At 38.4% G+C, this 19,549-nt stretch carries 12 protein-coding genes; 11 read left to right on the forward strand and 1 reads right to left on the reverse strand.

The genetic code is table 11. The annotated features are described in order from the left end of the window. Nucleotides 1-350 precede the first annotated feature (350 nt). The 8 genes from IGL49_RS00390 to IGL49_RS00425 all read left to right on the forward strand — a co-directional run bounded on the left by IGL49_RS00390 (nucleotide 351) and on the right by IGL49_RS00425 (nucleotide 15,841). The gene (locus tag IGL49_RS00390; protein ID WP_164982940.1) at nucleotides 351-6,485 is read left to right on the forward strand and encodes a SpaA isopeptide-forming pilin-related protein; all 6,135 of its coding nucleotides are present in this window, start codon (nucleotides 351-353) and stop codon (nucleotides 6,483-6,485) included. A 503-nt stretch (nucleotides 6,486-6,988) separates the two neighbouring features. After that, nucleotides 6,989-7,210 (forward strand): hypothetical protein, encoded by a 222-nt coding sequence (locus tag IGL49_RS00395; RefSeq protein ID WP_104854666.1) that lies wholly within the window; start codon nucleotides 6,989-6,991, stop codon nucleotides 7,208-7,210. Between the two features lie 946 nt (nucleotides 7,211-8,156). Next, complete coding sequence (locus IGL49_RS00400) at nucleotides 8,157-9,068, forward strand: diacylglycerol/lipid kinase family protein (RefSeq protein ID WP_164982941.1); 912 nt, start codon at nucleotides 8,157-8,159, stop codon at nucleotides 9,066-9,068. Nucleotides 9,069-9,150: 82 nt separating this feature from the next. Further along, the gene (locus tag IGL49_RS00405; RefSeq protein WP_104854664.1) at nucleotides 9,151-10,656 is read left to right on the forward strand and encodes a helix-turn-helix domain-containing protein; all 1,506 of its coding nucleotides are present in this window, start codon (nucleotides 9,151-9,153) and stop codon (nucleotides 10,654-10,656) included. Nucleotides 10,657-10,988: 332 nt separating this feature from the next. Further along, the gene (locus IGL49_RS00410; protein WP_104854663.1) at nucleotides 10,989-11,246 is read left to right on the forward strand and encodes a hypothetical protein; all 258 of its coding nucleotides are present in this window, start codon (nucleotides 10,989-10,991) and stop codon (nucleotides 11,244-11,246) included. Then, nucleotides 11,243-13,960: a glycosyl hydrolase family 28-related protein gene (locus IGL49_RS00415; protein WP_104854662.1), complete on the forward strand. Its 2,718-nt coding sequence runs from the start codon at nucleotides 11,243-11,245 to the stop codon at nucleotides 13,958-13,960. The genes IGL49_RS00410 and IGL49_RS00415 overlap by 4 nt, the downstream gene beginning before the upstream one ends. Before the next feature lie 176 nt (nucleotides 13,961-14,136). After that, nucleotides 14,137-14,898, forward strand: coding sequence for a formate/nitrite transporter family protein (locus tag IGL49_RS00420; RefSeq protein WP_162782662.1), 762 nt, complete (start codon nucleotides 14,137-14,139; stop codon nucleotides 14,896-14,898). Nucleotides 14,899-15,055: 157 nt separating this feature from the next. Then, nucleotides 15,056-15,841, forward strand: coding sequence for a hypothetical protein (locus tag IGL49_RS00425; RefSeq protein WP_104854660.1), 786 nt, complete (start codon nucleotides 15,056-15,058; stop codon nucleotides 15,839-15,841). 57 nt (nucleotides 15,842-15,898) lie between these two features. Here IGL49_RS00425 and IGL49_RS00430 read toward each other — a convergent pair whose 3' ends face one another. Continuing rightward, entirely contained in the window at nucleotides 15,899-16,519 is a 621-nt protein-coding gene (locus tag IGL49_RS00430) for a helix-turn-helix transcriptional regulator (protein WP_002383467.1), read from the reverse strand. A gap of 315 nt (nucleotides 16,520-16,834) precedes the next feature. On the opposite strand from IGL49_RS00430, the gene IGL49_RS00435 reads away from it, so the two are divergent. Genes IGL49_RS00435 through sdaAA form a run of 3 tightly spaced genes read left to right on the forward strand, consistent with a single transcriptional unit; the run spans nucleotide 16,835 to nucleotide 19,531 of the window. After that, a complete protein-coding gene (locus tag IGL49_RS00435; protein WP_104858670.1) occupies nucleotides 16,835-17,941 on the forward strand; it encodes a PTS sugar transporter subunit IIC in 1,107 nt (368 codons plus the stop codon). Further along, nucleotides 17,928-18,623 carry an L-serine ammonia-lyase, iron-sulfur-dependent subunit beta gene (gene sdaAB, locus IGL49_RS00440; protein ID WP_162782675.1) on the forward strand — a complete coding sequence of 232 codons (696 nt, stop codon included), beginning with the start codon at nucleotides 17,928-17,930 and terminating at the stop codon, nucleotides 18,621-18,623. The genes IGL49_RS00435 and sdaAB overlap by 14 nt, the downstream gene beginning before the upstream one ends. 14 nt (nucleotides 18,624-18,637) lie before the next feature. Continuing rightward, nucleotides 18,638-19,531, forward strand: a complete 894-nt coding sequence (gene sdaAA / locus IGL49_RS00445) for an L-serine ammonia-lyase, iron-sulfur-dependent, subunit alpha (RefSeq protein ID WP_104854658.1) — start codon at nucleotides 18,638-18,640, stop codon at nucleotides 19,529-19,531. Nucleotides 19,532-19,549 lie beyond the last annotated feature (18 nt).

Below are 19,549 nucleotides of genomic sequence, written 5' to 3' on the forward strand. Positions count from 1 at the left end.
AAATTTTTAAAAAACGGTATAGTTGAAGAAGATATCATGTAAATCTGAAACGTGTCAGCGCGTGTTTTCGCGGGATTGAAAAGGGTTTCGAAAAGCCGTCAACTTTTTCTGCTTGAAGAGGAAGTTGTTGATGAATTTGACGGGAAAATCTCGTTATACTCTTTTTATTCTATAGTGAATAACACGCAATGTAAAAATGCGTTTTAAGGAGATAAAAAGAAAAGGTGTGTTGGCTATCTGTTTTCGTCAGGAAAAAACAACAGAAGAGCACGCACTTGTTTTAAAATAAAAAATTGGTAAAGAGTGAACGTTCTCTTCTCTATGTTGTTAGTAGAGGAAGGATGAAAGAAATGAAAAAGAATGGCTCCATCGTCAATCGTTGGATTTATGGTTTGCTGAGTTTGTTGCTTGTTTTAAATTATGGTACGCCGCTTATAGCGTTGGCGGAAGAGGTTAACAGCAGTGGACAGATTACACTAGGAGAAGTGAAGCAAACCAGCCAGCAGGAAATGACCCTAGCGCTTCAAGGACCAGCCCAACCAGCGACACAAGAGGTCGTATTACATTACAGTGCCAATGTTTCGTTGAAAGCTGCGCATTGGGCAGCGCCCAATAATGTCCGTAAGGTTCAAGTGGATGATCAAAAGAAACAGATTCAGCTTGAATTGAATCAACAAGCGTTAGCAGATACGTTAGTTGTTACGTTGAACGCGACACCTTCAGTACCAACAGAAGTGACGTTTTCTTATGGGGCACAACAACGGGTGCTAATGTTAAATAGTGGTACTGATCCGACAGAATCAACAGCAGTCACGAGTTCTTCAGTGACATCAACGAATGAACGTTCCACAGAAGCAACATCTACAAATGACGCCATTGCTCGTTCGTCAGAAGAAACTGTAGGAAGCACAACCAAAGCGACAGAAAGTAAAACAACCGAGTCGACGACTGTCAAACCACGTGCAGCGGGGCCGACAGATATCAGTGACTATTTTACAGATGCTGAAACAACGATTATCGATAATTTTGAGGATCCGATTTATTTAAACCCTGATGGGACACCGGCAACACCGCCATACAAAGAAGATGTGACCATTCATTGGAAGTTTAACTGGTCGCTTCCCGAAGATGTGCGGACCCAAATGAAAGCCGGCGATTACTTCGAGTTTCAATTGCCTGGTAATTTGAAGCCCAATAAACCAGGTTCAGGTGATTTGATGGATACCGAGGGCAATGTTTATGGATCGTATACAATTAGTGAAGATGGCACCGTGCGTTTTACCTTTAATGAACGAGTGACGGCTGAAAGTGAGATTCATGGCGATTTTGCTTTAGACACGCATCTGGATGATTCAGATGGTCGTGGCCCTGGTGATTGGGTGATTGATATTCCTACAAACGATCATCAACCGCCTGTTGTCATTCCTGTGAGACCCGATACGGAGGATCAGATTGATAAACAAGGACATTTTGATCGGACACCAAATCCTAGTAGTATCACTTGGACGGTAGCTATCAATCAAGCGATGAAAGATCAAACAAATTTAACGGTGACAGAAACGTGGCCAGCAGGAAATACTTTTAAGTCAGTGAAAGTCTATGAATTAGTCATGAATCTTGATGGCACGGTTGAAAAAGTTGGTCGTGAACTTAGCCCAGATGAGTATACTGTCGATAAGAATGGCAATGTGACCATTAAAGGGGACACCAATAAAGCCTATCATTTGGAGTATCAAACCACGATTGATGAGGCGGTTATTCCAGATGGCGGTGGCGATGTGCCTTTTAAAAACCACGTGACGTTAACAAGTGATAATAATCCGAAGGGGTTAGACGCTGAAGCAACTGTCACGGCAACGTATGGCAAAATGTTAGACAAACGTAATGTAGATTATGATGAAGCCAACCAAGAATTTTCTTGGGAAATTAACTACAATTATGGCGAAAAAACCATTCCGCAAGAACAAGCAGTCATAACAGACACGATGGGCGATAATTTAACCTTTGAGCCAGACACTTTACATTTATATTCAGTGACGTTTGACGACAAAGGAAATGAAGTCGTTGGGGCAGAACTTGTGGAAGGAAAAGATTACAAAGTGGTTGTCAACGGAGATGGCTCCTTTGAGATTGACTTTTTACATGATGTGACTGGCGCCGTCAAGGTTAATTATAAAACCAAAGTTGCTGGAATTGTTGAGGGCGATGTCGCCGTGAATAATCGTGTGGATGTCGGTACTGGTCAGCATTCAGAAGGCGATGGCACAGCGAGTCAACAAAATATTATTAAAGGAATTGGCAAGCCAAACTATAATAACTCAACGATTGGGTGGACATTGGATGTCAATAATAACGGGTATCAGATGATTAATGAAGTCATAAAGGATGAATTTAGTCCGGTACCAGGGTTAACATTAATTGCGAGTACCTTAGTAATTACTGATCAAACGACAGGGGCAACCTTAGTGTTAGGCCGTGACTTTGATTTACATGTTGAACAAAACGCTGCAGGCGCTGAAACGGGCTTTACGCTTACATTTAAAGGGCAATATGCAGATACAACAGATAAATTTCATATTGAATACTTAACGAACTTTGATGTCACACAACTTGATTCAGATGGTAATGAAGAAGGACCGAATCAGTTTACCAATCGTGCCTCCATTGATTGGACGGATGAAAACGGTGATTCGCATCATTCTGATGACACCAAGCCATTTAAACCATTACCACCCTATGCACTAAATGCCCAAAAAAGTGGCGTTTACAATGCGGTAACGAAAGAAATTACTTGGACCATTGCCGTGAACTTAAGTAATAATCCGTTGATTAATGCAACTTTAACGGATCCTATTTTAGACAATCAACAGTATGTTGGCGGCAGTTTGAACGTTTACGAGGGAGAAACCTTGGCAGACGGAACCGTTGCTAAGATCAATCCAAATCAACCAGTGAACGACAAAATGGCTCATGTGGTTGAACCAAGTGAAAATAATCAGAATACAGTGGACGTTGCTTTTCCAGATCGTGAAACACCACGAGATACCAAAACCTATATTGTTGAATTCAAAACGTCCATTGATGATAGGGTGATTGAAGAGGCTCAAAAGTATGACAACGTCGCTTCATACACCAACAACGGCCAAAGTCGTGATGTGATTGGTAAGGTTTCCATTAACCATGGCGGTGAAACGGTCGCTAAAACTGGAGAAGTTGACCCGGCTGATCCCAATTATGTCGATTGGCATGTGACGATCAATGGCTCCCAATCCGTGTTAGATGATGTAGTAGTGACAGATACTCCTTCGCCAAACCAAGTTGTTGACCAAGCATCGATTGTGATTTATGGAACGAAAGTTAGTGTAGATGGCACCATTACGCCAGATAAATCAGTGGTTTTAGAAGAAGGAAAAGATTACACACTGGAAGTTACCACCGATAATGAAACAGGGCAACAACAAATCGTTGTAAAAATGGCCCACATTGAAGCGCCGTATTATTTAGAATATCGCAGTTTAGTTACCTCTTCAGCTGCTGGAAGCACGGATACTGTGTCTAACCAAGTGGACATTACAGGGAACGGTTCAAAAATTATTCATGGAGATGATAACGGTGATATCGTTGTTGACATTGATCATAGTGGCGGTCATGCCAGCGGCACCAAAGGTAAAATTCAGTTGAAGAAAACAGCGATGGATGGCACGACCATTTTAACTGGGGCCCATTTCCAACTTTGGAATAAAGAACGGACACAAGTTCTTCGTGAAGGAACAGTGGATGCCACAGGTGTAATTACATTTGGCGGCCTACCACAAGGAGAATACATTTTGGTGGAAACAAAAGCACCAGAAGGTTATACAGTTTCTGACGAATTAGCCAAAGGGCAAACCATCACCATCAATGAAGCAACCTCAGCCGAAGGAGCACAACCAACCATCATCAAAAATGATGTCAGTAAAGTGATTTTAGAAAAAACAGATGAGAAGGGTAAAAAGTTAGTCAATGCGCGCTTTAAATTAGAGCATGCCGTAACTACACCGTTTACTCATTGGGAAGAAGTTATCCTCGCGCCTGATCGAACCAACGCAAATGGCCAGTTGGAAGTGGATAGTTTAAAACCAGGGATTTATCGGTTCACAGAAATCGAAGCGCCGGCAGGCTATCTTTTAGATACGACGCCAAAACGATTCATCGTGACACAAAACACGAGCGGGCAAATTCATGATGTCCATGTTAAAATGCTTAATTACCAAGGTTCTGCGGAACTAATTAAAAAAGATCAAGCAGGCAATCCATTGGTCGGCGCTGAATTTTCAGTCCTTGATGCCACAGGACAAGTGGTTCGAGAACACTTAATTTCTGGTGCAGACGGAAAAGTTACAGTGACGGATTTAGCCCCTGGCAAATATCAATTTGTGGAAACCAAAGCGCCAGCAGGGTACCTTTTAAACACTGAGCCAAGTGCTTTCACGATTGCAGCAAGCAATCAAGGGAAACCAGCGACAGTTGTAGCAACGGCTAACTTTGTTAACTATCAAGGCAAAGCTAAATTAGTCAAAAAAGATGTGAATGGACACTTGTTAAGTGGTGCGACATTTAAAGTGCTCGATGCGAAGGGGCGAACGATTCAAACCGGCTTGACGACAAATAATCAAGGGGAAATTGTTGCAGAGCACTTAGCTCCAGGCAAGTATCGCTTTGTAGAAACCAAAGCGCCAACAGGGTACTTGTTAAATACCACGCCAGTCCCATTTGAAATTGCTGAGAAAAACGCAGGAGAACCAGCGGTCGTGGTTGCTAGTGACAACTTTGTGAACTACAAAGGGGCTTTCCAAATCGTGAAAACGAATAGCGCAGACCAACCATTAGCAGGTGCTGTTTTTGAATTATATGATCGCAATAAACAATCATTAGGGATTACAGCAACGAGTGGCAAAGATGGTAAAATTATCTTTAGAGACTTGGCGCCAGGCACCTATTATTACAAAGAAATCAAAGCACCAAAATTACCAGATGGCTCAGAGTATATTATTTATCCTGAATTAGTAAAAGTAGAAATTCGTGGTGATTTCAAAGGTGATCCAGAGATCTTCCAATTAGGGGCGTTTGCCAATTTCAAAGGACGCGCCGTCTTTAAGAAAATTGATACCAATGCGCACCCACTTCCAGGAACAATTTTCAAATTGTATCGAATCGAAAACGGGGAAAAAATCTTTGAAAGAGAAGTAACTGCTGAAAAAGATGGTTCATTGGCTATGGACGATTTAGGCGCTGGTAGCTATGAATTAGATGAAATGGATGCAACGGATGGCTATATCGTCAATAAACAACCCATTTATTTTGTAGTGAAGAAGAATTCAAATGATAAACAACCACTAGATGAGTTAGAATTTGTAAATTATCAAGCGGAAGTAACGGGACGTAAAGTCAATGAGCAAGGTCAAACCTTAGCGGGTGCAGTTTTTGCAATTTATAAAGCTGATGATCAGAATAAGCCACAAGGTTCACCAATAACATTCTTGAATCGTGCAGGAGAAAAAGTTTCTGAAATAAGAACGGACAAGACTGGTGAAATTTACGCTAAAGGGCTGAATGAAGGGCATTACGTTTTGGTGGAAACGAAAGCGCCGACAGACTACCTGTTAGACACAACGCCACATCCATTTGATATAACCGCCCAATTAGGAAAAGAGCAGCCAATTGCTTTAGGTGATCTTATCAATTATCAAGGAACCGCTCAATTAACCAAAGAAAACGAAACAGGTCAAGCATTGGCAGGTGCGGTGTTTAAGGTGATTGATGAAACAGGGCAAACCGTGGCTGGACAAACCAATCTAATGTCTGACAAGCAAGGCAAAGTTATTGCGAAAAACTTAGCACCGGGAACGTATCATTTTGTGGAGACACAAGCGCCAACTGGCTATCTTCTTAATGAAACGCCAAGCGCCAGCTTTACGATTGCGAAAGACAGCCAAGGCAAACCAACCACTGTGATACTTAAAGCACCTTTTATTAATTATCAAGGTGCTGCCAAGCTGGTGAAAATTGACCAGCAAAAGAATGCCTTAGCGGGCGCTGAATTTAAAGTGACAAATGTGCAGACAGGGCAAACCGTCGCTCGTTCATTACGTTCTGACAACCAAGGGTTAGTTCAAGTGAACCACTTACAACCAGGTAAATATACCTTTGTGGAAACAAAAGCACCTGATGGTTACCAACTGTCTAAGCAAGCTGTCGCATTCACTATTGCAGCAACAGCGAAAGACAAACCTGAACTCGTGGATGCGGGCACGTTTGTTAACAAGAAACAACCTGTATCCCAAAAAACAATACCAAATCAACCAACAACGACGAAAGCAGCTAGAGAGACAGGTTGGCTTGGTTTACCGAAAACCAACACACAAGTCAATTACTTCTTTGTCTTGATTGGCTTCCTGCTGGTCGGTTTGGCAAGTTGGCTCTTCTATAAAAAGAGAACGAAATAAAGAGGCATAGGAATGTCTAACAAAAATAGATTCAGAACAGAAAAGCCACTGTTCTGGGTCTATTTTTGTCTCTAGAGGAATGTTCACTGTGTTAAAAATTTACACTTTTAAACATCAAAGAACGTTTTTTATGCAAATTATTCTGTGAGAAAGTAAAGGTATAACAAGTAGTAAGCTGAAAAATGGTTCCCCTAGATGTTACTTTGGTAACACACAACTCTAGCCTGTTCATCAAGCAGAAAAAAGATATTTTAGTTTTATTTTTCTGGATTCATTTCAAAGCAAACTAAAAATTTTTAGGTATGCGCTAAAAATACTACTTAGGTTGACAATTAAAAGTTCATATAACTAATCCGTGGAACACAATTGCATTCGCGATTAGTTATGCCCTTATAATATGTAGATAATGGTTTAATTATAATTTAAAAAATAAAGCATGGAAAGTTCATAAGTTTAAGGTACGATATATACTGAACCAAAAATATTAATTGGGAGGAATATTCATGAAAAAAATCTTATTGTCTACAGTCACTATTTTGTCTATTTTCGGTTTAGCAGGTTGTGGAGGGAAAAAAGAACAAAAACCTACAAATAATAGTTCTTCGAGCTCTTCGCAAACTTCGCAAACTTCACAAACTTCACAAACTTCAAAATCTGAAAAAGGGAAAAAAACCGACACAAGTACAAGTGTGGAAAGTACAAGTTCATCAAAAGATAGTAATTAAAAGTTATAGGTGCTAAAAAAATTAGTTATTTAATAGTAGTTTCAGATTTGACTTCAATAGTCGACGGTTTTTGTAATTGATAGTCTCATCTGGCAAAATGAAAAGAATGTATATTATTTAAAATATGGTTGTGAACATTTTGTTACTCTTTAAAACACAAGGAGAAAACTTTTAAGGAGAGTTTTATAATAAGCAGTATGTGAAAAATAGCTAGGGTAAAATAGTGCCTGTTATTAAGTATTTCTATTTAACTGGTTAGTTCCTAAATAAAAAGTTGTAAGAATTTTTGTAAAGAAAGAAGATTTTAGAAACGTTTAATAAAAATAATATAAATAGTCCGTTTTATCACTCTCCTTCTTAATATCTCTATTGTCAAAATTGACATTAGAGATATTTTTGTATGTATTGAAAACCATCTATTATGGATTCTGGATAGATATTAATCAAATCGACACAAAAGTGCAGAAAATTTGTTTATTTTATTAGCACATATGCAAGCTTGGTGTATTTGTTGGTGAAGTATGTAATGCTTGGTGATTCTTTTTCTTAATGGTAGCGAATGAAGAAGAGAGTATTAGAATTTAGAAGCGTAATTCTGTTGATGTATTTCAGGATTGCGGTTTTCTTAAAATATCGAACGTAGGTGAGATAAACAGCAAATTTTTGCGAGCAACAAAAAATATTTTTTAGCAAAGGGATTTTAAATTGAATGAATTTGTCTTTCAAAGAATGGATGAGCATTTATTGAATATTTCGAAAAGGACAAAAGTAATTATATAAACAGAAAGACGTTAGGACTTGCTATCTAGGGGAATAATACAACACAGTTGACAAGCAATTGCTCGTTGTCTTTCCTGTTTTTCGGTGATATCTTTAGGTATTTTGGCTAAAATATTGTACACTTTACATGTGCAAGAAATTTAGTTAGAGATATGAGGATAGAATAATGAAAAAGATGATGGTTTTATACAACGAAACTTCAGGAAGTAGTGAAAGTAAAGAGATTGCGGAACGCTTTAAAAAAGCTGCAGAAGCGAAAGGCGAAGCGGTTATTTTGCAACCTTCCAACCCGGATATTGATCCTGAAGAAATGCGGAAAAATGCCAAAGAAAATCAAGTGGGTGTCTTGGTTGTTATTGGTGGTGACGGGACCATTCATCATGCCGTTCAAAATTTTAAAGACACCATTCGTGACTATCAAATAGGGATTATTCCAGGTGGAACAGTTAATAATTTTGCGCGTGTGTTAAGTATTCCTTTGAAAGAAGAAGACGCCTTTGAAACCATTTTGGCAGGCAAGACAACACCAGTTGACTTTGGAATGGTAAATCAAGATGTAATGATTTCAACCTTAACGATTGGCTTATTAGCGGACACAGCAGCGAATGTGACCCAACAGGAGAAACAAAAATATGGTCCTTTAGCTTTTACAAAGCAATTTTTCCGCTTATTAATGAAAAAGAAAAAGTACAAACTAAAAATTGATGGCGCTGAAAGACGTTGGCATGGCAAAGCCCAATTATTAACGATGACCATGACAAATTCTGCTGGTGGCTTTACCAATTTCGATGCCAATGCCACGCCAGATGACGGCGAAGTACACATCATCATTTTGCCTAAGTTAGTTTTTTATAAGTTTGTCTATTATTTACCTAAAATTATCAGAGGTCAATTAAATAAAATACCTGGCGTCGTGTATTTCTCTGGGAGTCAATTTAAAATTAGTGGCGAAAAAGATAAGAAAGTCCAAACACGAACAGATGGCGACCCTACCGATGATTTACCGATTAAAGTAACGGTGGAAGCTGGGGGACTCAACGTGTTTGTTCCTGAAACGTCCACATCTACGAAAGAATAAAAGAAACAACTGTTATTTTTTTCGTGGAATAGATTTCTCATTTTGTGTACAATAGAACAGAAGAGAGGCAGTTGAGTGAACAGTGAAATGGGATGAATATGTTGATATATTCGATACAGATGTCGTTTCTAAAATTATTATTTTAAGAAATTTGCCAATTAATGAAGGCTGGATTGACATCAATGAGTTAGCCGAAGAATTACAATTAAACAAAAAATCAGTCAAAAAATACGTAGAGCTTCTAAAAGATGACATTACGTATTATTCTGTGGATAATGATGCTTCTTTGGCGTTTGAAAAGGGTCATGGCTATCGCTTGAACTTAGCTTCCAGCCAAGCATTCCAGAAACTCTATACAGCAATTTTTCAAGATAGTTTAACTTATCAAGTAATGGAAGATTTATTCTGGGGGCGATTTAATGGAATTGTGCCAGCGACAACAAAATATCATACCAGTGATGCCACGATTCGGCGCTTACTCAAAGGTTTTACAGAAATTTTAGCGCCATTGGGTTTAGTGATTAATAAAAGCACCTGGAAAATTGAAGGCAATGAAGCGTATTTGCGCCATTTTGCTTACACTATTTTTATGGACTTAATCCGTGATACTTGGCCTTTTGAGTATATCCAAGAAACGGAAGTCACACAAACCGTCCAAAAAATGATGGCTTTTTTCAACGTAGAAGTTGCGGAAACGGTATTACGTCGGGTTAAATATATGGTCGCTATTTCAAAAGTCCGTAGTGCGCAAGGCGCCGAATACCGACCTTCAGCTGAGCAAGAAACTTATTTAGAAGGAAATAAACATTATCAAGCGTTTATAGAAGAGATGACAGCCACAACACTTTTCCTTAATAAAAACGATTTAACCTTTGTGTACTTTTTCTTGTTGGCTAATGACCAATTTTATCAAGATGAAGCCACTGCAAAAGCAATTTTAGCGCATTTTGATGAGTCTGAAGCACCTGTTTATATGTTGACTCATTTAGTCCAACATTTCTTATTAGAAGAAATACAAATGACGCCGCAATTGGAGAAAATTCGTCCGCAAATTTTTTATTATTTGTTTGCTACACATTTGTTTGCCGAACTTTACTATGTCCAAAATGTGAAATTTTACAATGTCTTTTGGAATAAAGTTAAAGAAAAATATCCAATTCTTTTAGAAGAATTAAGCAAAGACTTAAATCAACTTTACGAACAAACAGGCAATGAATTATTTACAAATAAAGAATTTTTGGCTTTGCGTTATTCTAGTGTTTTGGCGCTTTCCAATGATTTAATTCATCGTGAACAAAAAATTGTTTTAGGCTTAAAATCAGGCTTGCCAGTGTTGGAAGAAGAACGTGTGAAACTTTCGATTGAAAATAATTTTCGTCGATTTTATGCATTGGAAGTTTTAAGATACAGTGAAGCAAGCACAGAAGAATGGCAAAACATTGATTTACTCTTAGTGACTTCTTTGGCAGATGTGGAAACGGGACATCCAGACATCTTTTTACTTTCAAGTGAGTTAACGTTTGAGCAATATAATCGATTGAATCAAAAAATAGTAAGAATCAACGAGAAAAGAACCACGTCACTTTAATAAAAAATGAGCTGTTTTTATATACACGTCAGACAAATTGTAAAAAAGTTTTTCTAAAAATTAAAAAAACAAGAAGAAAACATCAATAGGTAAGTGCTTAGCACCTACTTGTTGATGTTTTCTTGCTATTTTTTATAAATTCTACACCAGTTCAACTTGAAATTACGTCAAAAAGGCGCTTTTTTTTACTTTTTTAGCATCAATAATAGGTGATTGGCCTTTGGTAGTAAAGGAACTATTGCTTTTTTTGATAGGTAGTTAAAAAATATTGAGGTTTCTCACAAGAATTTTTCTATATAATAGAAGTAGCAAGGGAAGAAAGGCGGGATGAGATGAAAAAACGGATGGAACAAATTGAAGGAATTTTAAGTTGTGAAGAAAATAGTGCGGGCGTCCGATTAAAGGAATTGGTTGAGGCTTTAGAATTGGAAGTCACGAATCAAAATTTGTTAAAGGTGACAAGTGTTTTACATATGAATCCAAGATTCAAAAAAATATATGCATACGAAGACAGTCGTGTCGTCACGCTGTATCAACTTTTGCAAAATAAGCCGTTGGAAGTGATGGAACGAAAAGAGGGAACCAGATGAAGAAAACAATACTTATTCTTCTGTTTGGTTTATTGACAGTGGCTGGTCTACCAATGGTGACTGAAGCGGCTGAACCAGTTGATGCAACAGATGCAACAATTTTTGGTGCGCAAGCGATGGTGCCTAATAGCACCGAGGATCAAACAGATAAGTTGCAAGCATTGTTGAGTCAGTCGGCAAAGGAAGAACGGGCATTATTTTTACCACAGGGAAGTTACGCTCTGTCGAAAGACATTGCTATTTCTTCAAATTATCAATTAATTGGTGATACAGAAGGGGCCACTATTTTACATAATGCTACAGGGGCACCGCTTCAGCTGACAGACACAACGTACGGAACGAAAACCAATGTCCGACTTCAAAATATTGCCTTCGATGGCATCAATGTGACTTTGAAATTGACGAATCAATTAACTTTAGAAAACAATATCTTTTATAATCCATTGAAAGGATTCGTGGTCAATTTAAATGCAGATAGTGGCGTTAAAATTTCAGGTAATATTTTTATGCGAGATACAGCACACATGCAACCAAAGATTGATTTTAATCGAGCAATTTATATTGGTGGTTATTCCACACCAAGTCGCTTTCAGTATATGTCAGATGTAGACATCGTGGACAATTTATTTGGGTTAAAAGTGACAGAATTAGATGCAATTAAAAGTACCAGTCGTTCAGACTTAGCAGCGACTATTACACGTTTACAAACAGCCATTGAAGCCGGTGCTATTTCAGTGCCTAATGAACAAAATTATCTATCCACCGGGGTTAAATCTTATAATATGTTGAAAGATGTAACCGTTCAACATAATTTTTTCTATTCACCTTATGATAATGAAAACTTGAATGGCTTGGTGGGAGATCATGCAATTTATTTCCGTGGCGCCCAAAATATCACAGTGGTAGGGAATCATTTACGCGGACTGCAAAATGGTCCAGCTGGCGGATTTAAGTTTAAATCAGGGCGTAATATTACGATTATGAATAATTATTTGCGAAATACAGGTCTTATTATGTATGGAACACCAGAGATTGGTTTGGCAGAAACGAAAGCAGAAGGTGCTATTTCAGAATTATCCAATTGGTTAGTGGCTAATAATATTTTTGATTGGAAATACTGGGACAATCAATATGCAATTGGAATGGAATACAATCGACATACAGGGAATAACAATGTGTTTAATGGTGTGTTTATCGACAATCAATTTGTTAATTATCATAATATTCCACAGAATCGTCGACGGGAATTGTTAATCGCTAGTGGTGGTGGTTTCCGACCAGAAACGAGTTTTGTGAAAGGGAATATCCGAGATGATGGCCTTAAAAACGGTCAATTATTGGTGGAAAATTGGACAGAGGCGGACTATCGCTTAATGCCAGCAACATGGGAATCGTTAATTTCACCAACGCTTTATGAGCAATATAAAAATACGCCAATTCCGGTTAGAAATACTTTAGCAACCCCTGTGGCTACAACGATTGTACAAGGACAATCAATTGATCCTTATCAACTGGTTGCTAATACAAATGATGCGGATGAAAAAGTACCAACCGCTAAAGTCGTCAATCCAGAGGTTTTAAATCAAATTGGTCAACAAAAAGTGACCGTTCAATTAACTTATGAAACAGGGTCACTGGTAACGGTGAACGTACCAGTGACGGTAGAGGCCCCAGCTAAAAAGCTTGATTTGTCTAAGCTTCAAACTGTTTATGCTTCGATAGGTGAAGCAAACCAATACACGGTTTACTCTTGGCAGTTATTCACTGCTCTTGGTCCTAAAACGACTGTTTCTCCCTATTATCAGCAGGCGACACAATTGTTAGCAGAAGGTGCGGAAATTGAGAACCAAACACAAGAACAAGTGGACCAGTTAACAAGTAATTTGCAGGCTGCAATGAAAGTATTAGTTAAAAAAACCGATATCACGCTAGAACGTGCAGAAGCAGAAAACGAACTAGCAACCATTCATAAATTAGATGAGTCCGCATATACTAAAGACTCTTGGCAAGCCATGCAAGAAGCCTTAATAGATACAACAAATGGCGTAGAAAGTCCTAAACAGTTACAACAACTGCTTGCTTGGTCAGATGAAGAATTATTGGAGCCAACACTTGGTAATTTTAAAACGCCCGCAGATGCACAAAAGCGTATTAATCAATTAACACAAACCATAAAAATGGCGTTACTTCTGTTAGTTAAAAAACCAACAGATACAACTAGTAACACAAGCGAAAACAGTACAAGTGAAAGTAGCACCTCAAGCACGACAAGTGAAACAAGCAATACACCAAGCGTAACCAGCGAAACAAGTAGTAAAAGTGAAAGCAGTGCTTCAAGTACAACCAGCGAAACCAACAGTACAAGTGAGAGTAGCACCCCAAGTACTGTAAACGAAAACAGCCAAAACAAAGGCCAGAATTCTATCATTTACGCGGAAGAGTCTAATCAAGATCCTAATGATTATCAAAGCAATTCAAAGACGTCTACCAAGGCTAGTCAAAAAAAGGAATCATCAGCAGAAAGTCAAGCAACTAAACAGGTACAGACGAATCAAAAATCGTCAGAAACAGTTAAAAAAGCGGATAATACGACTAAAATTGCCAAGAAAAAACTCCCCAAAACAGGTGAACAAACTTCAGCAGTTGGGGGCTTCTTAGGTCTTAGCTTGTTATCGTTAGCTACAGCAACCTATTGTTTTAAAGTAAAAAGATAACTCTTTAAAACGGATAAGTAAATATCCTGAAACAAGAAATAAGGCTTGTTTCAGGATGTTTTTATATAAAATTAAAAGAACAACAGTTTTTTAGTGAAAAATTACACAAAAGTACTTGAATTTCTGTGATATAAGGGTAAAGTAAAGGAGGACAAAAAACAAAGGAAGTGAAATGTTTGTATACACCAGATGAAATTTTAAGTATTAGTATTGAAAACGGTCAGAGAAAAATTCAAAAGCCTTTGGTAGCAAAACTCATTTTAGGATTTATCGGCGGTGCCATGATTTCTCTCGGCTATTTGGCTTATGTGCGTGTTTCCGCCTCTATTCCAGCAGATTTAGCCAGTGTTCAAGCTTTAGTGGGGGCTGCGGTTTTCCCAATTGGTCTAATTGTTATTTTAATGGCTGGTGGTGAGTTAATCACAGGGAATATGATGGCGGTGAGTACGGCTTGGTTTGCTAAAAAGGTCTCTTTCAGAGAATTGCTCGTGAACTGGGTCACAATTACATTGGCAAATATAGTTGGTGCCCTATTTGTTGCCTATTTTTTTGGCCATTATTTAGGTTTAACCACTAGCGGAGTCTATTTAAATCAGGTTCTTTCTCTAGCAGAACATAAAGTTGCAGCAACATGGCTTCAGGCAATTATTTCAGGTATTGGCTGTAACTGGTTTGTAGGACTGGCCTTATGGCTTTGTTATGGTGCGAAAGATGCAGCGGGGAAAGTATTAGGCATTTGGTTTCCAGTAATGATTTTCGTCGCGATCGGTTTTCAGCATAGTGTGGCGAATGCATTTATCATTCCAGCCGCAATTTTTGAAGGCGGCGTTCAGTGGGGGGCTTTTTTCCGTAATTTTATTTTTGTTTATTTAGGTAATATCATTGGTGGCGCCATTTTTGTTTCTGGCTTCTACTATTTAAGCTATCGCAAACATTAAATCCATTTAGTAGATAAGAACCTTCACTATGGCTAAACGCCTTTGTGAAGGTTTTTACTTTTTGTGAAAAATTATCAAAAATGACTAAAAAATTATTGCCAGTTTTTTAAAATTATGTTACGTTAATATTACAAAAAGATTTCTGGAGGTAACAAAAATGAAAAAAATTGTTTTGTTCAGTATGTTAACGTTCAGTGTGTTGTCTTTAAGTTTAGCAGGTTGTGGAAACAAAAAAACAGCCAGCACAAATGATTCTAAGCCAAAACAAGAAACAAAGAACGCCACGAAGAAATCATCTAGCCAACAAGAAATGAAAAGTAGTCGTTCGTCTGTCACGAGTCAAAATTCTGATGTGGCAGGGGAAAATCCGTCGGGGAATGGCACGAAGCCCTCTGTAGGAACCGATGAAACGAATGAAATCCCTCAAAACCAAACACCTGATACAAATATTACAATTACCAATGTTGTTTATAATCCTGAAAGAAATGAAATTAATGGTACCACGTTGCCTAATGCCATAATTACAGCAACGGTAGTTGGTGATGCTTCTGCACAAGCAGGTGTTTTTTATGCGGATGCCAATGGCAACTTTACAGTAGTTAGTCCCAGAGCGGGAGCGACTACTCAATTAATCGCAACCGTTGATCAACGAAATAGCGCACCTGTCCAAATTGATATTCCAAGTTCAGGACAAGAAGCAGAGCTTTCTTTTAGCAATATTACGATTGATCCGAAACAAGGGACAATTTCTGGTAAAACAGCACCTAATGCAACTATTTTAGTGTCGCGTGCAGATGATGCGCGGGTGATTTTAGCAAGTTTTACTGCGGATGCCCAAGGGAATTTCACAGCCAGTAATTTAGTTCCTGGCACGAAAAATCGCTTAGATGTTACATTAAATGGAGAAATAGGGACACCTTACTTGTTTGATTTACCAAATTAAATAGAAGAGAAGTGATAAAAGCCACCAACGCTAACTAGTGTTGGTGGCTTTTATGGTTTAGGCTTCTTCTTTTTTATGATTGCGGATATGTAAATAGATGGTATTTTTTGAAATACCTAATCGATCGGCAATCTTTATGACAGAATCTTTGAGATTAAAAATTCCTTGATCATATAAACGAATAACAATTTCTTTGTTTTGATTCAAATGTGATACGTTTGGATCGCTTTCTACTGCTTGTTTCACTTTTGTCAGTGAAGTAGTGATTAATTCGTCAATATTGTCAGAAAAATGTTCAGAATTTTTAAGCTCTTGGGACATATCATTTTGTTGTCCCGAAGGTAATAAGTCTTGCAAGTAATCAATTAATGGCATTTCTAGATGCATATTGATACAGATTAATCCAATGATACGATCATTTTCACCGATAACTGGAATGGTGGAAGATTTTAAAATAACCCCTTTTTGATTTTTATTGTAGTAGGGTTTCACAGCGTAATCATGTTCCGACTCTACTTGACTTAACATTTTTAACGCCATATCAGTAATGGGGGCACCTTCCTTACGGTTACTGAAATGGCCATTGATGACTTTGATAGCTGAACTTTCCAAATTTTCTAAACTATGAAGAATGACTTCATGGGTACTACCAAAGAAGTTCCCTAATCCATCAAGCATTAAGGCATGTGAATGTAAGATTTGTTTATCTACTTCACTTAAACGTAAATATGACTCCAAGTGATATCCTCCCCTACACTGAAATTAATTTTAGTGTAATACTTTTTTAATGGAAAAGCAATAAGATTCTTTATGTTAAAAAAATACATTGACTAAACTTTTGTTTAGTCTTATACTCAGAATGTGGAATGAAATTTTTATTACTCATTGTACTTTAGTTCATCGGGATGCTCGTTCATTCTTTCACTTGTTGAGTAATAAAAATTTTATTCAGGAGTACCATCCGTTATAAAAAATATATTTGGAGGCAAAGAAATGAAAACGTTATCAGGAATCTTGATGTTAGTCTTAGTTTTATGTGGCATGTCCCTATTCTCTTTTAAAGCACCGCGAGGGAAAAAATCTTTAAGTGCTTTGTCTGGTGCAGCTTGCGCCACCTTTCTACCAGAGGCGTTTTTGCGGTATGCAGTAGGCGGCGTTTTTCATTTAGATTATGTGTCGCAAATTGGTGAAACGATGGGTAGTCTAGGTGGTTTAGCGGCTGGAGCTCTTGTGCCGCTCGCTTTTGGGATTAGTCCAGTTTTTTCAATTATTTTAGGTCTGTCATTGATTAAAGTCAGCTTGTTACCAGCCTTTATTACCGCGTATCTTTTATCTTTTGTTGTTGAGCAGATGCAAAAACGTATTCCAGAAGGGATTGACTTATTAGTCGTTATTTTAGTCATTCCAGTCGCTGCCTCGTTAGTTGCTGGTTTTATTCAACCCGTTGTATTAGGCGTCCTAGAAGTTATTGGGGGAACGATTTTAAGTGCAGTGGATGGCAATCCATATGTGATGGGCGCAATTTTAGGCGCTATTATCCCGATTGTTGGTATGACACCGTTAAGTTCAATGGTTTTAACTGCCTTGATTGGTTTGACTGGTGTACCAATGGCTGTCGGTGCGTTGACCTGTTACGGTAGTTCCATTGTCAATGCGGCGCTATTTAAAAAGTTAAAACTAGGCACAGCTTCAACCCCGTTAGCTGTGGCAATCGAGCCATTAACACAAGTCGATATCATCAGCTCCAATCCAATTCCTATTTACGCAACCAATTTATTTTCAGGGATGGTTAGTGGTATCGTGGTAACCTTCTTTGGCTTAAAAGTACCTGTGACAGGAATGGCAACACCGTGGGCTGGTTTACTTGTGACATTAGGTAACAATGCCATTCAAACGACTTTACTAGCAGTAGCGATTATCACAGTGGTTAGTCTGATGTTTGGATTTTTAGGTGCTTTGGTCTTTAAACGTTACAGAATTGAAGCGGTGGATAATACACCAGAATTTGAAGGAACGACGGAAGTAACCAGTGAGAAAGAAAAAGAAGCAGTAAAAACCAAAGGAGGAGTTACGTATGAACACAGCTATGGCCGTCAATAAACCTAAAAAAGTAAACAAAGTAATGAACTATAAAAGTTGTTTTGACATTATCGGTCCTATTATGATTGGTCCTTCTAGTTCGCATACAGCTGGAGCATTGGCGATTGGCTTAGCGGCGCGAAAATTATTCGGTGGAACGCCAGAAAAAATTGTGATTAAATACTATGAATCTTTTGCAGACACGCATAAAGGACATGGGACTGATTTTGCAATTATTGGCGGAATTCTTGGGCTAGCAGCAGATGATGCCAACGTAACACAATCTATTGAACTTGCGGAAGAACAAGGAATCGAGATTCAATTTTTAGAAATGAGTGAAGAAAGTCCAGTGAATCACGCTAATACAGCATGTGTGACACTCAGTGATGCAACGCATGAAATCCATTTAACAGGAATTTCTGTAGGTGGTGGCACTATCGAGGTGAAATACATTGAATTAGATGGTTTCAATGTACAACTACATGGTCCGTTACCTATTTTGTTAGTTATTAATCAAGAAGAGCAGGCGATGCAAGCTTTTAAAGATACGTTACAAAAAAATAATATTCAAGTGAATGCTGTGTCTCGTTATGTGGAAGGGGATCAAATTTTGTTCATCTTTGACTTAGATTCGGCACCAATTTCCTCGGTGAAAGAACAACTGTTTTCACTAGATGACACATCGAAAATAATCTTATTATGATAGGAGTTTGACATATGTACCTTTCGATTGAAGAATTTATCGATAAAGCTGAAAAAACAGGAAAAAAAATCTCTGATTTGATGATTGAGCAAGAAATGGAACGTAGCCAAAAAAGCTATGAAGAAATTTGGACGCAGATGGGTCAAAATTTGGATGTCATGGATGCTGCTGTCAAACGCTCGCAAGAAGGAGAAGGCGTTTTTTCTCCTACTGGGCTAACGGGCGGTGATGCGGCTCGTTTAAAAAAATACCGCGCAGCTGGCAAAACGTTATCAGGTGATTTAATGATGTCTGCAGTTCAAGCCGCACTAGGTACTAATGAAGTCAATGCAGCAATGGGCGTTGTTTGCGCAACGCCAACTGCTGGTGCAAGTGGCACTTTACCAGGGGTTTTAACAGCGATTAAAAATACCTTGAATTTAACGCGTGACCAACAAATTCGTTTTTTGTTTACCAGTTCTTTATTTGGGATGGTCACAGCCAACAATGCGATGATTGCTGGTGCTGTCGGTGGGTGTCAAGCCGAAGTAGGCAGTGCTTCAGCGATGGCCGCTGCCGCCGCTGTTGAAGCGGCTGGCGGGACACCACGCCAATCTTCTGAAGCTTTTGCCATGGCTTTAGGGAATTTATTAGGTTTAGTTTGTGATCCGGTAGCTGGGTTAGTCGAAATTCCTTGTGTCAAACGAAATACAGTAGGTGCAGGCAATGCGTTAATCGCTGCAGATATGGCTCTAGCTGGGATTGTAAATAAAATACCAGCAGATGAAGTGGTGGAAGCCATGAATAAAGTTGGTCGTCAATTACCACGAGAATTGAGAGAAACGGGTTTAGGTGGCTTAGCTGGCACAGCGACTGGCCAACGAATGAAGAATGAAATTTTTGAAAAAGTAAAATTCACCATTGTTTAAAATTTAATCATGAAGAGG

Source organism: Enterococcus sp. DIV1337a (assembly GCF_051712285.1).
Classification (GTDB): Bacteria; Bacillota; Bacilli; order Lactobacillales; family Enterococcaceae; genus Enterococcus; species Enterococcus faecalis.

Coding starts and splice junctions, on each gene's coding strand:
- IGL49_RS00390 (WP_164982940.1), top strand. CDS start 351: ATGAAAAAGAATGGCTCCATCGTCAATCGTTGGATTTATGGTTTGCTG.
- IGL49_RS00395 (WP_104854666.1), top strand. CDS start 6,989: ATGAAAAAAATCTTATTGTCTACAGTCACTATTTTGTCTATTTTCGGT.
- IGL49_RS00400 (WP_164982941.1), top strand. CDS start 8,157: ATGAAAAAGATGATGGTTTTATACAACGAAACTTCAGGAAGTAGTGAA.
- IGL49_RS00410 (WP_104854663.1), top strand. CDS start 10,989: ATGAAAAAACGGATGGAACAAATTGAAGGAATTTTAAGTTGTGAAGAA.
- IGL49_RS00415 (WP_104854662.1), top strand. CDS start 11,243: ATGAAGAAAACAATACTTATTCTTCTGTTTGGTTTATTGACAGTGGCT.
- IGL49_RS00425 (WP_104854660.1), top strand. CDS start 15,056: ATGAAAAAAATTGTTTTGTTCAGTATGTTAACGTTCAGTGTGTTGTCT.
- IGL49_RS00430 (WP_002383467.1), bottom strand. CDS start 16,519: ATGCTTGATGGATTAGGGAACTTCTTTGGTAGTACCCATGAAGTCATT.
- IGL49_RS00435 (WP_104858670.1), top strand. CDS start 16,835: ATGAAAACGTTATCAGGAATCTTGATGTTAGTCTTAGTTTTATGTGGC.
- sdaAB (WP_162782675.1), top strand. CDS start 17,928: ATGGCCGTCAATAAACCTAAAAAAGTAAACAAAGTAATGAACTATAAA.
- sdaAA (WP_104854658.1), top strand. CDS start 18,638: ATGTACCTTTCGATTGAAGAATTTATCGATAAAGCTGAAAAAACAGGA.